A 21,932-nucleotide genomic window follows, 5' to 3' on the forward strand; every position below is an offset into this window, starting at 1 on the left:
TGATACTCACGGGGAATAGCGCCAATGGCAGATAACCCAAATCCCACATCATCCCTGCCGGACCTTTTTTCATCGGCAACCCACAACTGGTTTCTCCGTGCATTCAGGCAACCGACCACCGTCCAGTCACAGACCTGGAATGTAGCGGCGAGAGGCGAACATGCGCTGGTAATTGCGCCGACTGGCTCCGGGAAAACGCTGGCAGCTTTTCTCTACGCCCTTGATCGACTTTTCCGCGAAGGCGGAGACACCGCCAGTGAAGCACACCAGCATAAAACCTCGCGTATCCTCTACATTTCGCCAATTAAGGCCTTAGGTACCGATGTTCAGCGCAATTTACAGATCCCATTACAAGGCATCGCTGATGAGCGACGTCGGCGCGGAGAACCGGAAGTGAACATCCGTGTGGGTATCAGAACTGGCGATACTCCCGCACAGGAACGCAGCAAACTAACCCGCAATCCCCCGGATATTTTGATCACTACGCCAGAATCCCTCTATCTGATGCTGACCTCCCGCGCTCGCGAAACGCTACGCGGCGTCGAAACGGTAATTATTGATGAAGTCCATGCCGTGGCGGGAAGTAAACGCGGCGCACATCTGGCATTGAGTCTGGAACGACTTGACGCATTACTTAATATATCAGCACAGCGAATTGGTCTTTCTGCCACGGTACGTTCAGCTAACGACGTCGCGGAGTTTCTCGGCGGCGACCGCCCGGTTACGGTAGTCAATCCTCCAGCAGCAAGGCATCCGCAGATCCGCATCGTCGTACCGGTCGCCAATATGGATGATGTCTCATCGGTCGCCAGCGGCACTGGCGAAGACAGCCACGCAGGCAAAGAAGGCTCCATCTGGCCATATATTGAAACCGGCATCCTTGATGAAGTTTTGCGCCATCGCTCGACCATTGTCTTTACTAATTCCCGCGGACTGGCAGAAAAACTGACGGCTCGGCTGAATGAGCTTTACGCCGCACGATTACAGCGCTCCCCGGCTATCGCCGCTGATGCGGTCCATTTCGAGTCGACCACTGGCGCAACCTCTAACCGCGTCCAAAGCAGCGATGTTTTTATTGCCCGCTCACATCACGGTTCCGTCTCTAAGGAACAACGCGCCATAACAGAACAGGCGCTGAAATCGGGTGAATTGCGCTGCGTGGTCGCAACCTCCAGCCTCGAGCTGGGGATTGACATGGGCGCGGTAGATTTGGTCATTCAGGTGGCAACGCCGCTTTCTGTTGCCAGTGGTTTACAGCGTATCGGGCGCGCCGGACATCAGGTTGGTGGCGTTTCTAAAGGACTGTTTTTCCCCCGTACCCGGCGCGATTTAATCGATTCTGCAGTTATTGTGGAGTGTATGTTTGCTGGCAAACTGGAGAATCTGACTCCGCCGCATAATCCTCTCGACGTGTTGGCGCAGCAAACCGTTGCCGCCACTGCGATGGATGCCTTACACGTTGATGAGTGGTACGCCCGCGTCCGCCGCGCTGCACCGTGGAAAGATTTGCCACGGCGTATTTTTGACGCCACGCTGGATATGCTCTGCGGTCGCTACCCATCCGGTGACTTTTCCGCTTTCCGACCAAAACTTGTCTGGAACCGGGAAACCGGAATATTAACCGCGCGCCCCGGCGCACAACTACTGGCAGTGACCAGCGGCGGCACGATACCTGATCGTGGCATGTACAGCGTGCTATTACCGGAAGGCGAAGAACAGAGCGGCTCGCGGCGTGTCGGCGAACTGGACGAAGAGATGGTGTATGAATCACGGGTGAATGACATTATCACTCTGGGCGCGACCTCATGGCGGATCCAGCAAATCACCCGCGACCAGGTGATCGTTACCCCTGCGCCAGGTCGTTCTGCCAGACTTCCTTTCTGGCGTGGCGAAGGTAACGACCGTCCTGCGGAATTGGGGGAGATGATCGGCGATTTTCTCCATCAGTTGGCGAATAACGAATTCTTTGCCGGAAATATTCCTCCGTGGCTGGGGGAAGAAAATACGCGCGCCAATATTCAGGGGCTAATTAACGAACAGCGCAATGCTACGGAGATTGTCCCAGGAAGCCGCCATCTGGTCCTCGAACGCTGTCGTGATGAAATTGGCGACTGGCGGATTATTTTGCACTCGCCTTATGGCCGCAGAGTGCATGAACCGTGGGCATTAGCAATTGCCGGGCGGATACATGCACTGTGGGGCGCAGACGCCTCTGTCGTCGCCAGTGATGACGGCATTGTTGCTCGTATTCCTGACACCGATGGCAAACTACCTGACGCCGCTATTTTCCTGTTTGAATCGGAAAAACTACTGCAAATTGTCCGCGAAGCAGTGGGCAGCTCAGCCCTTTTCGCCGCCCGCTTTCGTGAATGCGCCGCCCGGGCATTGCTGATGCCAGGTCGCACTCCGGGGCATCGCACCCCGCTCTGGCAACAACGACTACGCGCCAGCCAGTTGCTGGAAATTGCCCGGGGATATCCCGATTTCCCGATCATTCTGGAAACCCTGCGCGAGTGCCTGCAGGATGTTTATGATCTTCCCGCGCTGGAGCGTCTAATGCGTCGCCTGAACGGCGGCGAAATTCAAATCTCTGATGTGACAACCTCCACACCCTCGCCTTTTGCCGCTAACCTGTTGTTCGGTTACGTTGCGGAGTTTATGTACCAGGGTGATATCCCACTGGCAGAAAGACGGGCATCGGTGCTGTCTCTGGACAGTGAGTTGTTGCGCAATTTACTCGGGCAAGCCAATCCTGGTGAATTGCTTGATCCTCTGGTGATTCGTCAAGTTGAAGAAGAGTTGCAACGGCGAGTTCCCGACAGAAAAGCGAAAGGAGAAGAAGGTCTGTTCGACCTGCTGCGCGAGCTGGGGCCAATGACCGTTGATGACCTGATGCAACGACATACGGGCAGCCGTGAAGAAATTGAGACGTATCTGGAAAATCTTCTCACGGCAAAAAGAATCTTCCCGGCGATGATTGCTGGTCAGGAGTGTCTGGCCTGCATGGATGATGCCGCCAGGTTACGAGACGCCCTCGGCGTAAAATTACCGACATCATTGCCGGAAATCTACCAGCACCGTGTCAGCCACCCGCTTCGCGATCTCTTCTTACGCTATCTCCAGCACCATACCCTTGTGACGACTGAACAGCTTGCCCGTCAAATTGGTCTCGGCATTACTGTTGTCGAAGAGCAACTCCATCAATTACGTGAACAGGGATTGGCGATGAATCTGCAACAAGACGTCTGGGTAAGCGATGACGTTTTTCGTCGTCTGCGTTTACGTTCGCTGCAGGCCGCCAGAGAAGCCACACGCCCGGTTTCAGCCATCGTCTATGCACGTTTATTGCTGGAACGTCAGGGCGTACTTCCCGCCACCGATGGGAGTCCGGCGCTTTTTACCTCAGCATCAGTGGGCGTTTATGAAGGTGTGGACGGCGTCATGCGAGTTATCGAACAACTTGCCGGCGTCGGTTTACCCGCCTCGCTGTGGGAAAGTCAGATCCTGCCCGCCCGCGTGCGCGATTATTCGCCCGAGATGCTCGATGAACTATTGGCGACCGGTGCGGTTATCTGGTCCGGGCAAAAAAAATTAGGCGACGATGACGGTCTGGTAGCGCTGCATTTGCAAGAATATGCTGCAGAATCGCTTACTGTTATAAAAAGCGATGACTCAACACGTTCAACCATTCAGCAAGCGATTATCGCCGTGCTGGCTGGCGGCGGTGCCTGGTTTGCCCAGCAAATCGGTCAGCGGGTACGTGAAGAGTGCGGTCAACAAGTCGATGCTTCAGCGTTACAAGAAGCGCTGTGGGATTTAGTCTGGCAAGGGATGATAACCAGCGATATCTGGGCGCCTTTGCGCGCGCTTACTCGCAGCAGTTCAAACGTCCGCTCTTCGGCACGTCGCGGTGGTCGATTACGCCGGGACCGCTCTGGTTATGCCCCAGCGGCCTTGCCAGTGGCGCCGCTGGTTTCTTACAACGCACCGAAACTGGCCGGGCGTTGGTCATTATTGCAGGTGGCGGCACTGAACGACACCGAACGGATGTTGGCACTAACGGAAAATATGCTCGACCGCTATGGCATCATCAGCCGTCAAGCAGTGATTTCCGAAAATATTCCTGGCGGTTTTCCATCAATGCAGACGCTTTGCCGCAGTATGGAAGATTCCGGGCGGATTATGCGCGGTCGATTTGTCGACGGTCTGGGGGGCGCACAATTTGCTGACCATCTGACTATTGACCGTCTGCGCGATTTGGTCACATCTGCCACACAGCCGCAACAATACACACCAGTGGCGCTCTCTGCCAACGATCCTGCGAATGTGTGGGGAAATCTGCTGCCCTGGCCTGCACATCCGGCGACGCTGGTTCCAACGCGTCGGGCCGGTGCGCTGGTGGTCATTTACGGCGGCAAGCTGGTGCTCTATCTGGCGCAAGGCGGTAAGAAAATGTTGGTCTGGCAGGAAAAAGATGAATTACTACCGCCTGACGTTTTTCAGGCGCTGGCAACCGCGCTGCAACGCGAACCACGATTGCGCTTTACACTGACAGAAGTGAATGATCAACCGGTGCGGCAAACACCAATATTTACGTTGTTGCGGGGAGCGGGATTTTCCAGCTCGCCACAGGGGCTGGACTGGGGATAGGAAGGCTCTGACGGATGTTGATTTCACATCCGTCAGTATTGCGGGGCTGATTATTCAGCGTCCGGTTCTTCAGACTTATATTTAGCGGCAGTTTCTTTGATCAACTGCTGCAGCTCGCCACGCTGATACATTTCGATCACGATATCACAGCCGCCTACCAACTCGCCGTCAACCCACAGCTGCGGGAAAGTCGGCCAGTTTGCGTATTTCGGCAGTTCCGCACGAATATCCGGGTTCTGCAGGATATCAACATAGGCAAAACGTTCGCCACATGCGGCAAGCGCCTGGACTGCCTGGGCAGAGAAACCACAGCTTGGCAGTTTCGGTGAACCTTTCATGTATAGCAGGATCGGGTTTTCAGCAATCTGGCGTTGAATTTTTTCGATAGTGGTGCTCATTGTCTTGCTTCCTCAAACTTCTTGACGGCAGTAATCTGACATTGTAGCGGGTCAGTGCGGCAACGGAAAATAACATTTTCATCACGCTTTTGCTATTTTATCCCTTCGCCATATAAGTTGCATTCCAAATATCCATTTCTATTCTGACACGCTGCAAACTGACGTATTTGTGACCATTTTTAGCTTTCGCTGCTGCTTTTTTTTGCGCTCGCCGACGAAACGTATTTTTTAACAATAAAAGCTATTAACTTTCTCTTCCTCTATGCATTAGAATCATCGGGTTTTGTAAATCAGACGCAGGCATGATAGACCTGCCTTAACAGAGGGACGCTCAGTGGCGCGGATAAACCGTATTTCGATCACGCTCTGTGCTTTACTTTTTACCACCCTGCCTTTTACGCCTATGGCCCATGCTTCCAAGCAAGCCAGGGAGAGCTCTGCCACCACTCATATCACCAAAAAAGCAGACAAAAAGAAAAGCACGGCAACCACCAGGAAAAGCAATAAAGCCAGCCAGAAAACAGCCAAAAAAGCCGCCAGTAAAAGTACGACCAAAAGCAAAACCGCTTCTTCCGTTAAAAAATCCTCCGTTACCGCTTCTAAAAACGCCAAAACTCGCAGCAAACACGTTGTCAATAAAACGGCGTCAGCCAGCTTTACGGAAAAGTGCACCAAACGTAAGGGTTATAAATCGCATTGTGTGAAAGTCAAAAATGCCATACCCGGAACCATTGCCGACGCACACAAAGCAAAAGTACAAAAAGCCACAAAAGTGGCAATGAATAAACTGATGCAGCAAATTGGCAAGCCGTATCGTTGGGGCGGCAGCTCGCCACGTACCGGTTTTGATTGCAGTGGACTGGTTTATTACGCCTATAAAGATCTGGTGAAGATCCGCATTCCGCGCACCGCCAATGAAATGTATCACCTGCGCGACGCGGCACCAATCGATCGCAGTGAACTGAAAAACGGTGATCTGGTCTTCTTCCGCACCCAGGGCCGTGGCACCGCCGATCACGTAGGCGTGTATGTCGGCAATGGCAAGTTTATTCAGTCTCCGCGCAGTGGCCAGGAAATCCAAATCACTTCTTTAAGCGAAGATTACTGGCAGCGCCACTATGTTGGCGCTCGTCGGGTAATGACCCCCAAAACACTTCGCTAAAACTTTACCCTGTTGTTACGGCAACAGGGTAAGTTCATCTTTTGTCTCACCTTTTAATTTGCTACCCTATCCGTACTCACAATAAGGCTATTGTGCGTATACCAATTAATAATAAAGGAGAGTAGCAATGTCATTCGAATTACCTGCACTACCATATGCTAAAGACGCTCTGGCACCGCACATTTCTGCGGAAACCATCGAGTATCACTACGGCAAACATCATCAGACTTACGTCACTAATCTGAACAACCTGATCAAAGGCACCGCGTTTGAAGGTAAATCACTGGAAGAGATTATTCGTAGCTCTGAAGGTGGCGTATTTAACAACGCTGCCCAGGTCTGGAACCACACTTTCTACTGGAACTGCCTGGCGCCAAACGCGGGTGGCGAACCGACAGGTGAACTGGCTGACGCTATCGCCGCGTCTTTTGGCAGCTTTGCCGATTTCAAAGCACAGTTTACTGATGCTGCCATCAAAAACTTCGGCTCCGGCTGGACCTGGCTGGTGAAAAATAGCGACGGCAAACTGGCTATCGTTTCTACCTCTAACGCCGGAACTCCGCTGACCACCGATGCAACTCCGCTGCTGACCGTTGATGTCTGGGAACACGCTTATTACATCGATTATCGCAATGCTCGCCCTGGCTACCTGGAACACTTCTGGGCGCTGGTGAACTGGGCGTTCGTGGCGAAAAATCTCGCCGCATAATCACTGATGGCAAATGCAACATTGCCTGATGCACTACGCTAATCAGTCCTGCGCAAATGAGGCGTTAACAGTGTATCCGGCGCAATAAATTGCATTTTATCAGTAACCTGTAACGCAGAAGGTACGCCTTCTGCGTTTTTGTTTTATTAACTGTTGGCAACACCAACTGCTTCGGGTCATTTTCTGGCTGACACAAACATCAGCAGTAACAAAACCATTAACTGAACGCTCGGTCATTTTGCTAACAAAGGAAAGAGGATGTGAGGGAACATAAGCTCCCTCGGGAGGAAATCAGTGCAGCGCGGCTGTCAGACCCACGGCCACGATCAAACCCAGAACGATAATAGTTGTTACCAGTGAAAATTTAAGGTCGGTGCTCATCAAGTTTTCTCCTTTCTTATTACCACACAAAAAGTGATATTACGCATTTTTACACACTGCGATGAAAAAATCTCCCGGCATTTATTATGATAAGTGCTTTTACCACTTCCCCTTTTCGTCAAGATCGGCCAAAATTCCACGCTTATACTATTTGCGTACTGGCCATTGACCCCTTTCTGACGCTCCGTGTCGTTTTTTCGGCGTACCGCAACATTTTTGTTGTGCGTAAGGTGTGTAAAGGCAAACGTTTACCTTGCGATTTTGCAGGAGCTGAAGTTAGGGTCTGGAGTGAAATGGAATGGCAACAATAAAAGATGTAGCGAAACGAGCAAACGTTTCCACTACAACTGTATCACACGTAATTAACAAAACACGTTTCGTCGCTGAAGAAACGCGCAATGCCGTGTGGGCAGCGATTAAAGAATTACACTATTCCCCTAGCGCGGTGGCGCGTAGCCTGAAGGTTAACCACACCAAGTCTATCGGTTTGCTGGCGACCAGCAGCGAAGCGGCCTATTTTGCCGAAATTATTGAAGCAGTTGAAAAAAATTGCTTCCAGAAAGGCTATACCCTGATTCTGGGTAATGCGTGGAACAATCTTGAGAAACAGCGTGCCTATCTGTCGATGATGGCGCAAAAACGCGTTGATGGCCTTCTGGTTATGTGTTCTGAGTATCCAGAACCGCTACTGGCAATGCTGGAAGAGTACCGTCATATTCCGATGGTGGTGATGGACTGGGGGGAAGCAAAAGCAGATTTTACCGATGCGGTCATCGATAACGCGTTTGAAGGCGGCTACATGGCTGGACGCTATCTGATTGAACGCGGCCATCGCGAAATCGGCGTTATTCCTGGCCCTCTGGAGCGCAACACCGGTGCTGGCCGTCTGGCTGGCTTTATGAAGGCAATGGAAGAAGCCATGATCAAGGTGCCGGAAAACTGGATTGTACAAGGTGACTTTGAGCCGGAATCCGGTTATCGCGCCATGCAGCAAATCCTGTCGCAATCACACCGCCCTACTGCCGTCTTCTGTGGTGGCGATATTATGGCGATGGGCGCACTCTGCGCCGCTGACGAAATGGGTCTGCGCGTGCCGCAGGATGTTTCGCTGATCGGTTATGATAATGTGCGCAACGCTCGTTATTTTACCCCGGCGTTGACTACTATCCATCAGCCGAAAGATTCACTGGGTGAAACGGCATTCAACATGCTGTTAGATCGTATCGTCAACAAACGCGAAGAACCGCAGTCCATTGAAGTTCATCCACGCCTTATTGAACGCCGCTCCGTAGCTGACGGCCCGTTCCGCGACTACCGTCGCTAATCGTTCACTACGGGAGCCTCTTCCGGTTCCCGTAGCCACTCCTTATTAAGAGTCTCGCTGTCCCCCAGATAGTCCAGCAGCCAGGTCAATGCTGGTGACATATCATTCTGCTGCCAGGTCAGACAACATGCCGAATCAGGGAATGGATTTTCCAGTTCCAGTGCTACCCATTTCTCCTCGTTAAGCCACGGTTTGGCGAAATGCGTCGGCACCATGCCAATACACAATCCAGCGGAAATACACGTTGCTGACGACTCCCAGTCAGGCACTACAAGTCTTTTTTGGTTATCCAGCAGCCAAGTAATACGTTTTGGCAACGTTCGTGAGGTGTCCTCGCGCACCAATGACGGCCAATTACGCAACGTATCATCGCTGAACGGCCCCGCCATAGACGCCAGTGGATGATGGCTGGCGACAACGCAACTCCAGCTTAACATCCCCATATCACGGAAGGCATAACGTCCTCCGACCGGAATCGCTCGTGTCGCGCCAATCGCCAGTTCGACACGCCCGTCGGAAAGCGCATCCCAGACGCCATTAAATACCTCCTGAAAAACCAGAAGCTCGACGTCATCAAAGTGGCGATAAAAATCAACGATCAACTGACGAGTACGCTCTGGCCTGACAATATTATCCACCGCGATGGCTAACTGTCCGCGCCAGCCGTTGGCAATTTGCTGACATTGCTGGCGGGTGATCTGCATTTTTTTGACAACAGAACGCCCCTCTTTTAAAAACCACGCTCCGGCAGCGGTCAATTCCACATCACGGTGACGGCGCTCAAAAAGCGGCACCGCCAGCCACTCCTCCAGTTGACGCACGGTATAGCTGACAGCGGAAGGAACGCGATGCAACTCCTGGGCTGCAGCGCTAAAACTGCCATTTCGCGCTACCGCATCAACAACTTCGAGAGAATATTCTGACCACATAGTTTGCCTGCAAAATTTTTGAAACCAGTCATCAAATATTACCGTTTCACAACAGGAATTTCACTCCCTACACTTTGCGGCGGTGTTTAATTGAAGAATTTAGAGAATATACATGCAACCTGGGAAAAGATTTTTAGTCTGGCTGGCGGGTTTGAGCGTACTCGGTTTTCTGGCAACCGATATGTATCTGCCCGCTTTTGCCGCCATTCAGGCCGATCTGCAAACGCCTGCGTCTGCCGTCAGTGCCAGCCTTAGTCTGTTCCTTGCTGGTTTCGCCGCTGCCCAGCTTCTATGGGGGCCGCTCTCTGACCGTTATGGTCGTAAGCCCGTGTTACTAATCGGTTTAACGATTTTTGCTCTGGGTAGTTTAGGCATGCTGTGGGTAGAAAACGCCGCCACTCTGCTGGTATTGCGTTTTGTACAGGCTGTTGGGGTCTGTGCCGCGGCAGTTATCTGGCAAGCATTGGTGACGGACTACTATCCTTCACAAAAAGTGAATCGCATTTTTGCAACCATCATGCCGCTGGTTGGGCTTTCTCCTGCTCTGGCGCCCCTGTTAGGTAGCTGGTTGTTGGTTCATTTCTCCTGGCAGGCCATTTTCGCCACCCTGTTTGCCATTACCGTGGTGCTGATTTTGCCTATTTTCTGGCTTAAACCCACCACGAAAACGCGTAATGATAGCCAGGATTCACTGACCTTTACCGATCTGCTACGTTCTAAAATCTATCGTGGAAACGTGCTGATTTATGCAGCCTGTTCAGCCAGTTTTTTTGCGTGGCTAACCGGTTCTCCGTTCATTCTTAGCGAGATGGGCTACAGCCCGGCGGTCATTGGTTTAAGTTATGTCCCGCAAACTATCGCGTTTCTGATTGGTGGTTATGGCTGTCGTGCAGCATTGCAGAAATGGCAAGGCAAGCAACTGTTACCATGGCTGTTGGTACTGTTTGCTGTCAGTGTTGTGGCAACCTGGGCTGCTGGCTTCATTAGCCATGTTTCACTGGCCGAAATTCTGATCCCATTCTGTGTGATGGCTGTTGCCAATGGCGCGATCTACCCGATTGTTGTCGCCCAGGCGCTGCGTCCCTTCCCACATGCAACTGGACGCGCCGCAGCACTGCAAAATACGCTGCAACTGGGACTGTGCTTCCTCGCAAGTCTGGTGGTTTCCTGGCTTATTAGCGTCAGTACGCCGTTATTTACCACCACCAGCGTGATGTTAGCAACGGTGGCCCTGGTTGGCCTGGGCTATATGATGCAACGTCGCGAAGAACCTGACTGTCAGCCTCATGGCAGCACCGAAGCTGCTCATAGCGAATCGCATTGATCTATATCGATATCTTTATGATTAGGCTGCTAACAAAATTTTGTTGTATGATTGAAATTAGCGGCCTATACTAAATTCCGGTTGTTAAGATTACGATAAATATTATGTTTTTACGGGGACAGGAGTGTTCCCGACTCACTATGGATGGTCATTTCGGCAAGGGTTCCTCCTTTCCCTCTGTTCTACGTCGGATTATAGACTCGCGGTTTTTTTCTGCGGGATTTCTCACAAAGCCAAAAAAGCGTCTACGCTGTTTTAAGGTTCTGATCACCGACCAGTGATGGAGAAACTATGAGTTCATCGTGTATAGAAGAAGTCAGTGTACCGGATGACAACTGGTATCGTATCGCCAACGAATTACTCAGCCGTGCAGGCATTGCGATTAACGGCCCTGCCCCGGCAGATATTCGTGTTAAAAACCCCGATTTTTTTAAACGCGTTCTGCAGGAAGGTTCGCTGGGGTTAGGCGAAAGTTATATGGATGGCTGGTGGGAATGTGACCGACTGGATATGTTTTTTAGCAAGGTCTTACGCGCAGGTCTCGAAAACCAACTCCCTCATCATTTCAAGGACACATTGCGCATCGCTGCCGCGCGTCTCTTCAATCTACAAAGTAAAAAACGTGCCTGGATAGTCGGTAAAGAGCATTACGATCTTGGCAATGATTTATTCAGCCGTATGCTGGACCCCTTCATGCAGTATTCCTGCGCTTACTGGAAAGATGCCGATAATCTGGAATCTGCCCAGCAAGCGAAGCTCAAAATGATCTGTGAAAAGTTACAGTTAAAACCGGGCATGCGTGTGCTGGATATTGGCTGTGGCTGGGGCGGACTGGCGCACTATATGGCGTCCAAATATGACGTGAGCGTGGTTGGCGTCACGATTTCTGCTGAACAGCAGAAAATGGCCCAGGAGCGCTGCAAAGGTCTGGATGTCACCATTTTGCTGCAAGATTATCGTGATCTGAACGATCAATTTGACCGCATTGTTTCTGTTGGGATGTTCGAGCACGTCGGACCGAAGAATTACGATACCTATTTTGAGGTTGTGGATCGTAATCTGAAGCCGGAGGGTATTTTCCTGCTGCATACTATCGGGTCGAAAAAAACAGATCTAAATGTTGATCCGTGGATTAATAAATATATTTTTCCGAACGGTTGCCTGCCATCTGTTCGACAGATTGCACGCGCCAGCGAACCTCACTTTGTGATGGAAGACTGGCATAACTTCGGCGCCGACTATGACACCACATTAATGGCCTGGTATGAGCGATTCCTCGCTGCATGGCCTGAAATTGCTGATAATTACAGTGAACGCTTTAAACGAATGTTTACCTATTATCTGAATGCTTGCGCAGGCGCTTTCCGTGCGCGTGATATTCAGCTCTGGCAGGTGGTGTTCTCTCGCGGGGTTGAAAACGGCCTCCGTGTCGCACGCTAAGCGTTATTTTATCGCCCCCGCTCTGGGGGCGATTTCATCTTAAAGTCAGGCTTCAGTATCCGGCTGATTCATAGCGTTTTCCCGCGCCGCCAGTACACGTTCCACCGTATCTACCACCGCCTGGGTTTGCGGATCGATTTCGATGTTGACCCGTGCGCCAAGTTTTTTCTTACCGAGCGTAGTACGTTCCAGCGTTTCTGGAATTAAATGCACGCAGAAACGGGTTGGCGTCACTTCGCCTACCGTCAGACTAATACCGTCGATACCAATAAATCCTTTATACAGGATATATTTCATCAATTGCGTATCTTGCACTTTGAACCAGATCTGACGATTATTTTCCGAAGTTAATATTTTCGTTACTTCTGCGGTGGTCATAATATGACCTGACATTAAATGCCCGCCAATTTCATCGCTGAATTTAGCCGCGCGTTCCACGTTTACCCAATCTCCAACCTTTAAATCACCAAGATTGGTAATCCGCAACGTTTCTTTCATCAGATCAAAACTGATGCGGTTGCCATTAATTTCCGTTACGGTCAGGCAACAACCGTTATGCGCCACAGACGCCCCCGTCTCCAGTCCATTCAGCATATGGTCGGGTAACTCCACCACATGGGTACGAAAATTGGGTTTCTCATCTATCGACACCAGTTTAGCGGTGCCCTGCACAATCCCCGTAAACATACTTACAACTCCTGAATTCAGTTAAGATATTCTGTTCAGCACAATAGCAGGTGGAAAACGCCCTTACCAGTGAAGGGATCAGAATGGCTATTTTTTCACTGGAGAATTAATAAATCCTCGCTACAATAGACCGGAATTCCCCTGCTTCTTCTTTTTGCTGCCCATTCAGGCGGCTTTTTAGTCTCTCATATAACAACAATATAAAAGGTGTTTACGTGCAGAAGTATATCAATGAAGCGCGTCTGTTATTAGCATTAGCTATCCCGGTGATTCTCGCGCAAATCGCCCAAACCGCGATGGGTTTTGTCGATACCGTTATGGCTGGCGGCTATAGCGCTACCGACATGGCGGCGGTCGCTATCGGTACCTCTATCTGGCTTCCGGCAATTCTTTTTGGTCATGGCCTGTTGCTGGCGTTAACGCCGGTCATTGCCCAACTAAATGGTTCCGGGCGACGTGAACGTATTGCGCATCAGGTGCGACAAGGCTTCTGGCTGGCTGGCTTTGTTTCCGTACTCATTATGCTGGTGCTGTGGAATGCGGGCTATATTATCCGCTCTATGCAAAATATCGATCCAGCGCTGGCAGACAAAGCGGTAGGTTATCTGCGTGCGTTGCTGTGGGGCGCGCCTGGCTACCTGTTTTTCCAGGTCGCACGTAACCAGTGCGAAGGACTGGCAAAAACCAAGCCAGGAATGGTGATGGGCTTTATTGGCCTGCTGGTTAACATTCCGGTGAACTATATCTTTATCTATGGCCATTTTGGCATGCCGGAACTCGGCGGCGTCGGTTGTGGCGTAGCAACTGCGGCTGTTTACTGGGTGATGTTCCTCGCCATGCTTTCCTACATTAAACACGCACGCTCAATGCGTGATATTCGTAACGAAACAGGTACCGCCAGACCTGATCCGGCAGTAATGAAACGACTGGTACAACTTGGTTTACCTATTGCGCTGGCGCTATTCTTTGAAGTGACGCTGTTTGCGGTAGTGGCACTGTTGGTATCTCCGCTCGGTATTGTTGATGTGGCAGGCCATCAGATTGCCCTGAACTTCAGCTCGCTGATGTTCGTTCTGCCAATGTCGCTGGCGGCGGCGGTTACTATCCGCGTAGGTTACCGTCTGGGTCAGGGTTCAACATCAGATGCACAAACCGCCGCACGGACCGGGCTTATGGTTGGCGTTTGTATGGCGACGCTAACAGCGATCTTTACTGTATCACTGCGGGAGCAAATCGCCCTGCTGTATAACGATAATCCTGAAGTTGTAACGCTGGCAGCGCATTTAATGTTGCTGGCGGCGGTGTATCAGATTTCTGATTCTATACAGGTAATTGGCAGCGGGATTTTGCGTGGTTATAAAGATACGCGTTCTATTTTCTATATCACCTTTATCGCGTATTGGGTGTTGGGCCTGCCGAGCGGCTACATTCTGGCACTGACCGATCTGGTGGTTAAACCAATGGGACCTGCAGGCTTCTGGATCGGCTTTATCATCGGTCTGACGTCGGCGGCCATCATGATGATGTTGCGTATGCGTTTCCTGCAACGTTTGCCGTCAGCAACGATTCTGCAACGCGCAGCACGCTAATAAAGACAGGCGCAATCGGCAACGATTGCGCCTTATTTTTTACGCAGGCTGGAGAGTAGCGCCAATACCGTCTGCATCCGGCTGCAATTTATGCGCGGCGCAGATAGGTTGCCGGCTGGCGTCTGTTATTTCGACGTGAATATTGCCGCTCACTTCCCCTTTCACACCAATGAACTCTGGTGAAATCTCTTTCGCACTGGTTTGCAGGCAAACCGTTCCTTTTCCGCGCAGGCGTTTCACTTTCAATTGCACACGCGTTGCCGCCGAAGTGATCAGCCACACCGTTCCATCATCAAGATTTAACTCACCAACACGAAAAGTGACATCGTCACCTTTTACCGTACTTCCGTCGAGAATCAACACACCGCCCTGCTGGACTGTCACTGTTGACTGCTGTAAGTCAGCGCCGTAACCGATAATCAAAGAGCTCCCCTCTTGTACGGTAACTCTGCCCATTAACTCAACCGGCGCACAATCTTCTTCTACGACAAACTTATCGTCTGCGCTGGTCGGTGACATCACAATCACTGTGCCGCCCTTGATTGCCGCGTTTTCCAGCGTTCCGGCATGAATTTCAACCCGACCTCCGGCGTTAACGGTCAGATCTTTAGTCTTACCGGAGCTATAGAGCTGTAGGCCATCCGTTCCCAGGCGATAAACCGCTCCGTTTTCAACATTCGTATTTTGGTCTTCGCCCCCCAGATTATTCATAGCGCCGCTCGTAAGGCTTGTATTACTGGCTCTTCCTGCCAGCATAAAGACGCCGCCGTGATTAATCTCACAATTGATGGCCTCCCCGCCTGGGTAAACCAGCAATTCACCGCCGTCATCTACCACGGCTGCAAACGTTGTCCCGTTGACCAGCAGACCACCGCCCTGGTCGAGGATGATTTTTTCTGCCCGGTGACCAGCCAGAACACGTAAATTGCCGCCATTTTCCAGCAATAAACCGCAGGCATAGCCTTGATCAACGCTAAACTCACCTTCAGGATGGCGACCATTAACAGTGGCAAGCGTTGAGAGGCTTAATGCCCCACCGTCAGACTGGACGATATCAGTAGCAATTGCGCCATCATTTACTGACAACGTGCCATCATTGGCATATTGCGTACCTTTGGCAACACCGCCGGCTTCCACTTTCAGCCAACCGGCGCCAGTTACTACAGTGTTTTCTGCTCTTCCGCCCGCCTCGACAATCAACTCGCCATCGGTAAGTTGAGTCGCACTAATAACTTCGCCAGCATGAACAATGTGTACTTTCCCATCGCTCATCAAATTTTTTGCATCAGATCCCATGATTTATTCCTTTGCTGCATCTGTGTGCCCTTATCACTAACTAAGTGTAAAGGCTATGACGGATTAATCCACGATAGAATTGAGATCGTGGCAAACCACCCTGCATACATCCAGATGAGCGAAGTATTTGATAGCAGCAAATGTAAATATAACCCTGAGCCCCCCCTTGAAAATCAACAAAATATAGCCAATTTGCTTAAAAGCTCTGCAAACGGTCGAAATACCGAAGAAAATTACATTTTGCCTCTTGCCACCTTCCCACTCTGTCGCTAATATTCGTCCCCGTTGTCACCTACAACGTTGCGTTCATAGCTCAGTTGGTTAGAGCACCACCTTGACATGGTGGGGGTCGTTGGTTCGAGTCCAATTGAACGCACCATATTGCGTCCGTAGCTCAGTTGGTTAGAGCACCACCTTGACATGGTGGGGGTCGGTGGTTCGAGTCCACTCGGACGCACCAGATTATCTTAGTCTGGTCTCCTCTTCTTTTTCCTCTATTTATCTTCTGTATTCAACGCGTTAAAAGATTTACACTGTTTCTGTACGTGTTATCAGAAGGAAAATAACAATGGCAACTTTATTACAACTTCACTTTGCCTTTAATGGTCCCTTTGGCGACGAAATGGCAGAACAGCTTAAACCGCTTGCCGAATCGATTAACCAGGAACCCGGTTTCTTGTGGAAGGTGTGGACGGAAAGTGAGAAAAACCACGAAGCCGGTGGGATCTATCTTTTTACTGATGAGAAAAGCGCTCTTGCCTATCTGGACAAACATACAGCCCGCCTGAAACATCTCGGCGTCAATGAAGTGATTGCCAAAGTGTTTGACGTCAATACGTCATTGAGTCAAATCAATCAGGCAAAGCTCTCCTGATCTTTTCCCCGACAACCTTGTTATGTCCTGGCGCTGACGGTTTGCCCAGGAATTGAGGAGGTATCAGCACTCAACAAACTGATGCTGCTCATTGAGGCGGTAGCAGACTCCGGCGCGAATATTATCCTCGCCTTCGATGGCAACAGCGAAGCGAACTCTTTCCCCGTCATGATATGCCAGCGCTGCACTGCCGCCCGGTCCGAGAATAATTGAGTCCACCGAGCCCGTGCTGACAACTGTTGAATTTTCACCACTGGCAATGATGTGGACATTGTCACCGCTATTGGCAATCTTCGCGCTAGCGCCAAAACTGACTATCTGCACCATATCGCCATTACTGGCGATATGGCACCGTTCACCCAATGTGCATACGCGTACCCGCATTCCGCTGTTCGCAATACGGCTACTGTCTCCGGCACTGCTGATCCGTGTTGAATTACCCGCCACCGCCACGCGAGCACGTTCTCCTGAACTACCAATATGGCTGTTAAAGCCCACACTGCCCATCCGCACGCTATAACCCATACTGGCAATTTGCGCTGCATACCCTGCGGTAACTATTCTGACGTTATCGTCGCAACATCCTGTTCGGGCGTTATCATCCGCACTGGCAAACTGACCGCAAAATACATTTTCCTCAGGCTCGTTAGCCAACTTTTGCATCGCGAAAATATCCTGACGGGCAAAATTTTCGTCCGTCAGCCATTTTTTCCATGCGTACTCAACCAGACTGTCCGCCCAGTCAGTAAAGCCTTCAGCGATCAGCGCATGGTGAATATCGGCATAACCTCCCCCCTCAGGGAAGCGACGTAGAAACCATCGGTACATTACTGCCCCGATGCACCACTCCCGTAGATCCGTTCGCGTAATGATCATCCGTTAATGCCGATGATAACCATCTACCATACATTTGAAGGTTTCGCCCGGTGTGCGTCCCGTCGTGCAAAGATAGAGATGGCCGAAGATAAAAAAGAAACTCATAAATGCCAGGGCAAAATGCGCTTGTAATAACCAGTATCTTACGCCGGGAAAAAGGCTGCCTACAGTTTGCGGATAGAGAGAAAGTAATCCCGTTAATAACAACAATGGCAATAGTCCATACATCACGCCCAAATAAGCCGCCTGTTGTAGCGGATTAAATTTAGACTGCGCAGTCGCCGGAAAAGGATGTGATTCCCCCTGCATGATGCCAAACAGATAAAATCGCGTTTGTTTAACCGCTCGTCCCAGCCAGCCCTGACGACGAATAATATAGTGATGACCATTACCGCCAACGGCATTAATCAGAACGAAGCCAAACCAACATGCCAACAACAAAAACCCACAAACCTCATGAACCGCAACCAGACTTTTGACGACCGTAACGCTGACCAGTGCAAAATGGTTGATAAACCCACTCGCCAGCAGTAACAAAAAAAGTAACGCGTTCGACCAGTGCCATAATCTGACAGCCTTGCTGTAGAGATAAACCTTCTCACCATGATCAGAGGAAGGTTTCTTTACGCCACGGGCACGAAGCAAGGCATGCAATCCCAGCACCAGCCACATTCCAACCAGCAGCAGCCCGGCAATCACCAGCCACACGGGCCAGAACTCCGCAGAAAACTGTGGCACATAGTTCGCTAACTGGCTCTGAAACTGTTCGGCATTTTGCGACGGGTTCATACATTTTCCTTTTTAATCAAATGTTGACCGAACCGACGATACAGATGCGGCTTTCCTGCGCCCGGCAGTTGATATTGATAGTATTTATTTTCCTGTAACCATGCCTGAATTTCTGGGCTATCTTCACGACCAAAGAGCAAGGCATGTTCCGGGCAAGCGCTGACACAAATGGGCGGAAAGCCTTTTGCCAGCCGGGTCTCGGCGCAGAAATCACATTTATCCGCCACTTTGGTCAACGGGTTAAGGTATCGAACCTGATACGGACAAGCCCCAATACAATAACTACAGCCAATGCACTGCGATTTTTCCACTCGCACGATCCCTTGCTCATCGCGCCGCGATGCCCCTGTCGGGCAAACATCAATACAGGGAGCATCCTCACAGTGCTGACAGGACTGGCGAAAGAAATGATACAGCGTTTCGTTATTGTTATCGGTGACAGGAATATGTGCGATAGACAAACGGCTCCCTTGCGCCGGTACATGGTTCGTTTTGCGACATGCCCGAGCGCAAATATTACAACCATTGCATCGTGACTCATCGTGAATCATGGCGTACCGAACTTTTTCTGCTTGCCTGGCGTTCGCTAACAGAGACGGCGCTGATCCAGTAAAAAAGATTACTGTTCCCATCCCCAGAACAAATTTGCGTCGAGTGAAGGACATCTGATTATCCTCTAATGCTGTGGCTGCGACTGTCCACTCTGTCCATGATATCTCCCTGAAATCTCAGGGATTCTGAAACTGCTCAACCTCGAACCATTCGCATAAGCCATAAGCTTTGCCATAGCTCATAAACCGCTCGCTAAACAAGTACAATACTGCTGTCGATGACTCTACGTGACGTATATCAGCATATTCAGGGGCGATATCCATCGCAGAGAGTGCAGCGTCAATCTGCGCTTCCTGAAAGGAATATGGTGCTTGCATCAACATGGCTGCCTTGTATGGACGCGGATACGTCTGGCACTCAAAGCGAACTGCATGCGCAATGGCCCGACAGATGTCCTGCTCCACAACCTGCAGCAACATCGCGGTATAGTTTTCACTCATGGTCTGCGTGGAGTAGTAATAATCATCTTTGCTACCCGTCATACAGACGATATCCGCGTAGTCTGCATTCTGGCGTATGCTTTCCAGCAAAGCAGAAAGATCCTCTTCAGCAACCGAATATGGCGGCGACAGGAACATGGCTCGAGCAACCAGTTGACCCGCGACCGAATGCTGGCGGATAAACGCCGCCAGAATTTCGGTCGGCTCCGGCTCTGCTACGTCTTCGTCCACTGGGGCATCGGGCTGACGCATACTGTGTAACCATTGACGCTTAGCCTCATCAATTTCGCTAACTTCCTGTATCGGCAACACATCCTGATGGCCCATATCACCCATTCCTTATGCCGGTAGCAGGTTGTGCGCAGCCAGATCGGCGGCAATATCGTCCAGTCCCAATCGCTGCAATGTTTCCCGCGTTGGGCAACCCAGTTGCGGGTCCCTGCCCATTTCTTTGTAAAACAGCGTAAGCGAGTCGCGCATATCGTCCCGCTCCATTTTGTCAGTGCCTTCGGTAAACGCCGGAATCTGCGGATCTTTGTCGAATACCCATGAGCAGATAAGATCGTGCTCATTACGCATATCTTTGGTTTGCATCAGTTTCACCGTGTAGGCGCGATGTAGCGTAAAGATACGTTCAGCAGCTAAATCTAATTTTTCCTGGGTCATATCTTCGCCAGTAATCGCTTTGAAGAATTTTGCTTCAAGCGCAAGATCGCCCCGATAATTACGACTTTTCAACGGCGAAACAGTCATTGGCCAGACCCAGTTGCATAAGGTGACGGCATTGTGTAAACAAACGCGTAACAGCGACCACTTGGCATATTTAATTTTCGCGTCATTGACTGGCGTGTAGTTTTTGGTTTCATCATAGGCATCTTCAGAACCAAATAACTCTTTTGCGACTTCACGTTGCAATTTCAACGGCAAACCGGAGCCAATAAAGTTGATGTGCGTGTGCGTCATGCAGTCACGGTTGAACATACAGTTAACGATAGAACCAACCTGCGCCGACGCCTCATTGGCATGGTGTACCGGATAGCCAAATGGCGACCAGAGTTTATTTTTGTCGTAGCCCCAATATTCTGCGCCTAAATTCCAGCGCTCCGCGATAGCATAAGAGCCATCGGCCAGGTGACTAAGCTCGCCGACGCGATGCGCCAGACGGTAATAAAAATCTTTGATGAAGTTAACGTCACCCGCTTCCAGTTGATCCCAGCGAATTTCCGCATACTCAGCGGCAGGAAGAACGCGTTTAAACACGCCTTTGCTGTAGCAATACGTAAAGTCACGGTGCAGTTGTCCGTAGTTACACCACAGGCCGTAGTCATCAAACAGATTCAGACCAACCAGATTACCAATGACGCGACCATCGTCCTTATCTTCAAAATCTTTGGGGCCATTTGGGAAGATAGTGGTATGGACAAAGTTGGCGACACAGGTATTACCGCCGGTACTGGGCACGCCGAACTCCTTAACCCGCGGAATGTTCATCTGGGTCATACAACGGATTGGACAAGAGTGACAGCCGCTCATTTTAACAGTGTATTTTTCTGCCGCCGGACCTAAATCAAAGACAGATTTATAGGTGCGGAAACCCACTGTATTCTGATTACCTGGCGGGATCTCGCCCGTTTCAATCGGCCCACCTTCCGCAGCGCCCCAAAACAGGCCCTTACGTGCCGTCCAGCGTGACTTGGGATCTGAATACTCAGCCCAGGATTGCGGCGTACTCGGCACCACATGGTTGTTATTAGCGCCGATAAGCTCGGTCATCATGTAGTCATTGAGGCGCTTCATTTCCTGACGATCGGCTATGTTGACCCCCTTTGTCCCTTCAACCGCAATCGCTTTCAGGTTTTTGGAGCCCATTATTGCGCCAGTTCCTGCGCCGCCACTGTGGTTACGACTATTCAGCATGCCAGAGAGCGGCACCAGGTTTTCTCCCGCCTGACCAATGGCCGCCACACAGGTTTCCTGGTTGGTTAAACGACAAATTTCCTCCGTGGTAGCCCGCGTCCCTTTCCCCCATAAGAAATCTGCTTTTTCGAGGGTGACGTTGTCATCTTTAATATTTAACCAGACGGGTGATTTCGCTTTACCTTCAATAATAATGACGTCGTATCCGGCGAATTTCATTTGCGCGGCAAAAAATCCCCCCATATGGGCGTCAACGACTAAATTACCTTTGGTAAAGGTAGAAAGTGAGGTGATATTTACACGTGAACTACAAGGTGCGCCGGAGCCCGTTAACGGTCCCGTAGCAAAAACTAATTTATTTGCTTCATCGAAAGGTTTGGTGCCGGGCGGCACTTCGTCATACATAATTTTGTAGCCAAAGCCCATACCACCGACAAAATTTTTAAACTTACTGGAATCTTCGCGGGTAATATTTCCTGTCGTGAGATTGACCCTTAATATATTGCCTGTCCAACCGTTAGCCATGATGTTTTCC

At 50.6% G+C, this 21,932-nt stretch carries 18 protein-coding genes and 2 tRNA genes; 10 read left to right on the forward strand and 10 right to left on the reverse strand.

Annotated elements, in window-relative coordinates; translation table 11 throughout:
• Positions 1–24 precede the first annotated feature (24 nt).
• Positions 25–4,650 carry an ATP-dependent helicase gene (locus tag PS053_RS03305; protein ID WP_256878963.1) on the forward strand — a complete coding sequence of 1,542 codons (4,626 nt, stop codon included), beginning with the start codon at positions 25–27 and terminating at the stop codon, positions 4,648–4,650.
• 50 nt (positions 4,651–4,700) lie between these two features.
• On the opposite strand, the gene grxD is transcribed toward PS053_RS03305, so the two are convergent.
• Positions 4,701–5,048, reverse strand: a complete 348-nt coding sequence (gene grxD / locus PS053_RS03310; RefSeq protein WP_000108172.1) for a monothiol glutaredoxin 4 — start codon at positions 5,046–5,048, stop codon at positions 4,701–4,703.
• 334 nt (positions 5,049–5,382) lie between these two features.
• Here grxD and mepH point away from each other — a divergent pair, with 334 nt between their 5' ends.
• Positions 5,383–6,210, forward strand: coding sequence for a peptidoglycan DD-endopeptidase MepH (gene mepH, locus PS053_RS03315; RefSeq protein WP_000101161.1), 828 nt, complete (start codon positions 5,383–5,385; stop codon positions 6,208–6,210).
• A gap of 127 nt (positions 6,211–6,337) precedes the next feature.
• A complete protein-coding gene (sodB, locus tag PS053_RS03320; protein WP_000007275.1) occupies positions 6,338–6,919 on the forward strand; it encodes a superoxide dismutase [Fe] in 582 nt (193 codons plus the stop codon).
• A 291-nt stretch (positions 6,920–7,210) separates the two neighbouring features.
• Here sodB and cydH read toward each other — a convergent pair whose 3' ends face one another.
• Positions 7,211–7,300, reverse strand: a complete 90-nt coding sequence (gene cydH / locus PS053_RS03325; protein WP_000102278.1) for a cytochrome bd-I accessory subunit CydH — start codon at positions 7,298–7,300, stop codon at positions 7,211–7,213.
• Between the two features lie 298 nt (positions 7,301–7,598).
• On the opposite strand from cydH, the gene purR reads away from it, so the two are divergent.
• Positions 7,599–8,624, forward strand: coding sequence for an HTH-type transcriptional repressor PurR (gene purR, locus PS053_RS03330; protein ID WP_000190979.1), 1,026 nt, complete (start codon positions 7,599–7,601; stop codon positions 8,622–8,624).
• On the opposite strand, the gene punR is transcribed toward purR, so the two are convergent.
• The gene (gene punR, locus PS053_RS03335; protein WP_000269485.1) at positions 8,621–9,553 is read right to left on the reverse strand and encodes a DNA-binding transcriptional activator PunR; all 933 of its coding nucleotides are present in this window, start codon (positions 9,551–9,553) and stop codon (positions 8,621–8,623) included. The two genes, purR and punR, sit on opposite strands and share 4 nt — an antisense overlap.
• Before the next feature lie 112 nt (positions 9,554–9,665).
• On the opposite strand from punR, the gene punC reads away from it, so the two are divergent.
• The gene (punC, locus tag PS053_RS03340) at positions 9,666–10,877 is read left to right on the forward strand and encodes a purine nucleoside transporter PunC (RefSeq protein ID WP_059220091.1); all 1,212 of its coding nucleotides are present in this window, start codon (positions 9,666–9,668) and stop codon (positions 10,875–10,877) included.
• Between the two features lie 291 nt (positions 10,878–11,168).
• Positions 11,169–12,317 (forward strand): cyclopropane fatty acyl phospholipid synthase, encoded by a 1,149-nt coding sequence (cfa, locus tag PS053_RS03345; RefSeq protein ID WP_000098884.1) that lies wholly within the window; start codon positions 11,169–11,171, stop codon positions 12,315–12,317.
• A gap of 45 nt (positions 12,318–12,362) precedes the next feature.
• Here cfa and PS053_RS03350 read toward each other — a convergent pair whose 3' ends face one another.
• Complete coding sequence (locus PS053_RS03350) at positions 12,363–13,004, reverse strand: riboflavin synthase (protein ID WP_000493957.1); 642 nt, start codon at positions 13,002–13,004, stop codon at positions 12,363–12,365.
• A gap of 215 nt (positions 13,005–13,219) precedes the next feature.
• On the opposite strand from PS053_RS03350, the gene mdtK reads away from it, so the two are divergent.
• Positions 13,220–14,593, forward strand: a complete 1,374-nt coding sequence (gene mdtK, locus PS053_RS03355; RefSeq protein WP_001174928.1) for a multidrug efflux MATE transporter MdtK — start codon at positions 13,220–13,222, stop codon at positions 14,591–14,593.
• 39 nt (positions 14,594–14,632) lie between these two features.
• Here mdtK and PS053_RS03360 read toward each other — a convergent pair whose 3' ends face one another.
• Complete coding sequence (locus PS053_RS03360) at positions 14,633–15,889, reverse strand: AIDA repeat-containing protein (protein ID WP_256878962.1); 1,257 nt, start codon at positions 15,887–15,889, stop codon at positions 14,633–14,635.
• A gap of 302 nt (positions 15,890–16,191) precedes the next feature.
• On the opposite strand from PS053_RS03360, the gene PS053_RS03365 reads away from it, so the two are divergent.
• The 3 genes from PS053_RS03365 (at position 16,192) to PS053_RS03375 (ending at position 16,763) form a co-directional block, all read left to right on the forward strand.
• Positions 16,192–16,268 (forward strand) — tRNA-Val (locus PS053_RS03365).
• 4 nt (positions 16,269–16,272) lie between these two features.
• Positions 16,273–16,349 (forward strand) — tRNA-Val (locus tag PS053_RS03370).
• A gap of 108 nt (positions 16,350–16,457) precedes the next feature.
• Entirely contained in the window at positions 16,458–16,763 is a 306-nt protein-coding gene (locus tag PS053_RS03375; protein ID WP_000212669.1) for a monooxygenase, read from the forward strand.
• 63 nt (positions 16,764–16,826) lie between these two features.
• On the opposite strand, the gene ydhT is transcribed toward PS053_RS03375, so the two are convergent.
• The 5 genes from ydhT to PS053_RS03400 all read right to left on the reverse strand — a co-directional run bounded on the left by ydhT (position 16,827) and on the right by PS053_RS03400 (position 21,922).
• A complete protein-coding gene (gene ydhT / locus PS053_RS03380; RefSeq protein ID WP_044710005.1) occupies positions 16,827–17,639 on the reverse strand; it encodes a protein YdhT in 813 nt (270 codons plus the stop codon).
• Positions 17,640–17,642: 3 nt separating this feature from the next.
• Positions 17,643–18,428, reverse strand: coding sequence for a thiosulfate reductase cytochrome B subunit (gene phsC, locus PS053_RS03385; protein WP_001070020.1), 786 nt, complete (start codon positions 18,426–18,428; stop codon positions 17,643–17,645).
• Positions 18,425–19,093 carry a 4Fe-4S dicluster domain-containing protein gene (locus PS053_RS03390; protein WP_000011155.1) on the reverse strand — a complete coding sequence of 223 codons (669 nt, stop codon included), beginning with the start codon at positions 19,091–19,093 and terminating at the stop codon, positions 18,425–18,427. Before PS053_RS03390 ends, phsC begins: the two co-directional genes overlap by 4 nt.
• Before the next feature lie 63 nt (positions 19,094–19,156).
• On the reverse strand, positions 19,157–19,807 hold the full coding sequence (locus tag PS053_RS03395; protein ID WP_000509962.1) for a YdhW family putative oxidoreductase system protein: 651 nt from the start codon (positions 19,805–19,807) through the stop codon (positions 19,157–19,159).
• Between the two features lie 12 nt (positions 19,808–19,819).
• On the reverse strand, positions 19,820–21,922 hold the full coding sequence (locus tag PS053_RS03400; RefSeq protein WP_256878961.1) for an aldehyde ferredoxin oxidoreductase: 2,103 nt from the start codon (positions 21,920–21,922) through the stop codon (positions 19,820–19,822).
• Positions 21,923–21,932: the final 10 nt, after the last annotated feature.

It is taken from the genome of Escherichia albertii (assembly GCF_028622335.1).
Lineage (GTDB): Bacteria > Pseudomonadota > Gammaproteobacteria > Enterobacterales > Enterobacteriaceae > Escherichia > Escherichia albertii.

What these genes read in the sequence shown, in the direction of transcription:
- PS053_RS03305 (WP_256878963.1), top strand. Translation starts at nt 25, where the DNA reads ATGGCAGATAACCCAAATCCCACATCATCCCTGCCGGACCTTTTTTCA.
- grxD (WP_000108172.1), bottom strand. Translation starts at nt 5,048, where the DNA reads ATGAGCACCACTATCGAAAAAATTCAACGCCAGATTGCTGAAAACCCG.
- sodB (WP_000007275.1), top strand. Translation starts at nt 6,338, where the DNA reads ATGTCATTCGAATTACCTGCACTACCATATGCTAAAGACGCTCTGGCA.
- cydH (WP_000102278.1), bottom strand. Translation starts at nt 7,300, where the DNA reads ATGAGCACCGACCTTAAATTTTCACTGGTAACAACTATTATCGTTCTG.
- purR (WP_000190979.1), top strand. Translation starts at nt 7,599, where the DNA reads ATGGCAACAATAAAAGATGTAGCGAAACGAGCAAACGTTTCCACTACA.
- punR (WP_000269485.1), bottom strand. Translation starts at nt 9,553, where the DNA reads ATGTGGTCAGAATATTCTCTCGAAGTTGTTGATGCGGTAGCGCGAAAT.
- punC (WP_059220091.1), top strand. Translation starts at nt 9,666, where the DNA reads ATGCAACCTGGGAAAAGATTTTTAGTCTGGCTGGCGGGTTTGAGCGTA.
- cfa (WP_000098884.1), top strand. Translation starts at nt 11,169, where the DNA reads ATGAGTTCATCGTGTATAGAAGAAGTCAGTGTACCGGATGACAACTGG.
- PS053_RS03350 (WP_000493957.1), bottom strand. Translation starts at nt 13,004, where the DNA reads ATGTTTACGGGGATTGTGCAGGGCACCGCTAAACTGGTGTCGATAGAT.
- PS053_RS03360 (WP_256878962.1), bottom strand. Translation starts at nt 15,889, where the DNA reads ATGGGATCTGATGCAAAAAATTTGATGAGCGATGGGAAAGTACACATT.
- PS053_RS03375 (WP_000212669.1), top strand. Translation starts at nt 16,458, where the DNA reads ATGGCAACTTTATTACAACTTCACTTTGCCTTTAATGGTCCCTTTGGC.
- ydhT (WP_044710005.1), bottom strand. Translation starts at nt 17,639, where the DNA reads ATGATCATTACGCGAACGGATCTACGGGAGTGGTGCATCGGGGCAGTA.
- phsC (WP_001070020.1), bottom strand. Translation starts at nt 18,428, where the DNA reads ATGAACCCGTCGCAAAATGCCGAACAGTTTCAGAGCCAGTTAGCGAAC.
- PS053_RS03390 (WP_000011155.1), bottom strand. Translation starts at nt 19,093, where the DNA reads ATGTCCTTCACTCGACGCAAATTTGTTCTGGGGATGGGAACAGTAATC.
- PS053_RS03395 (WP_000509962.1), bottom strand. Translation starts at nt 19,807, where the DNA reads ATGGGCCATCAGGATGTGTTGCCGATACAGGAAGTTAGCGAAATTGAT.
- PS053_RS03400 (WP_256878961.1), bottom strand. Translation starts at nt 21,922, where the DNA reads ATGGCTAACGGTTGGACAGGCAATATATTAAGGGTCAATCTCACGACA.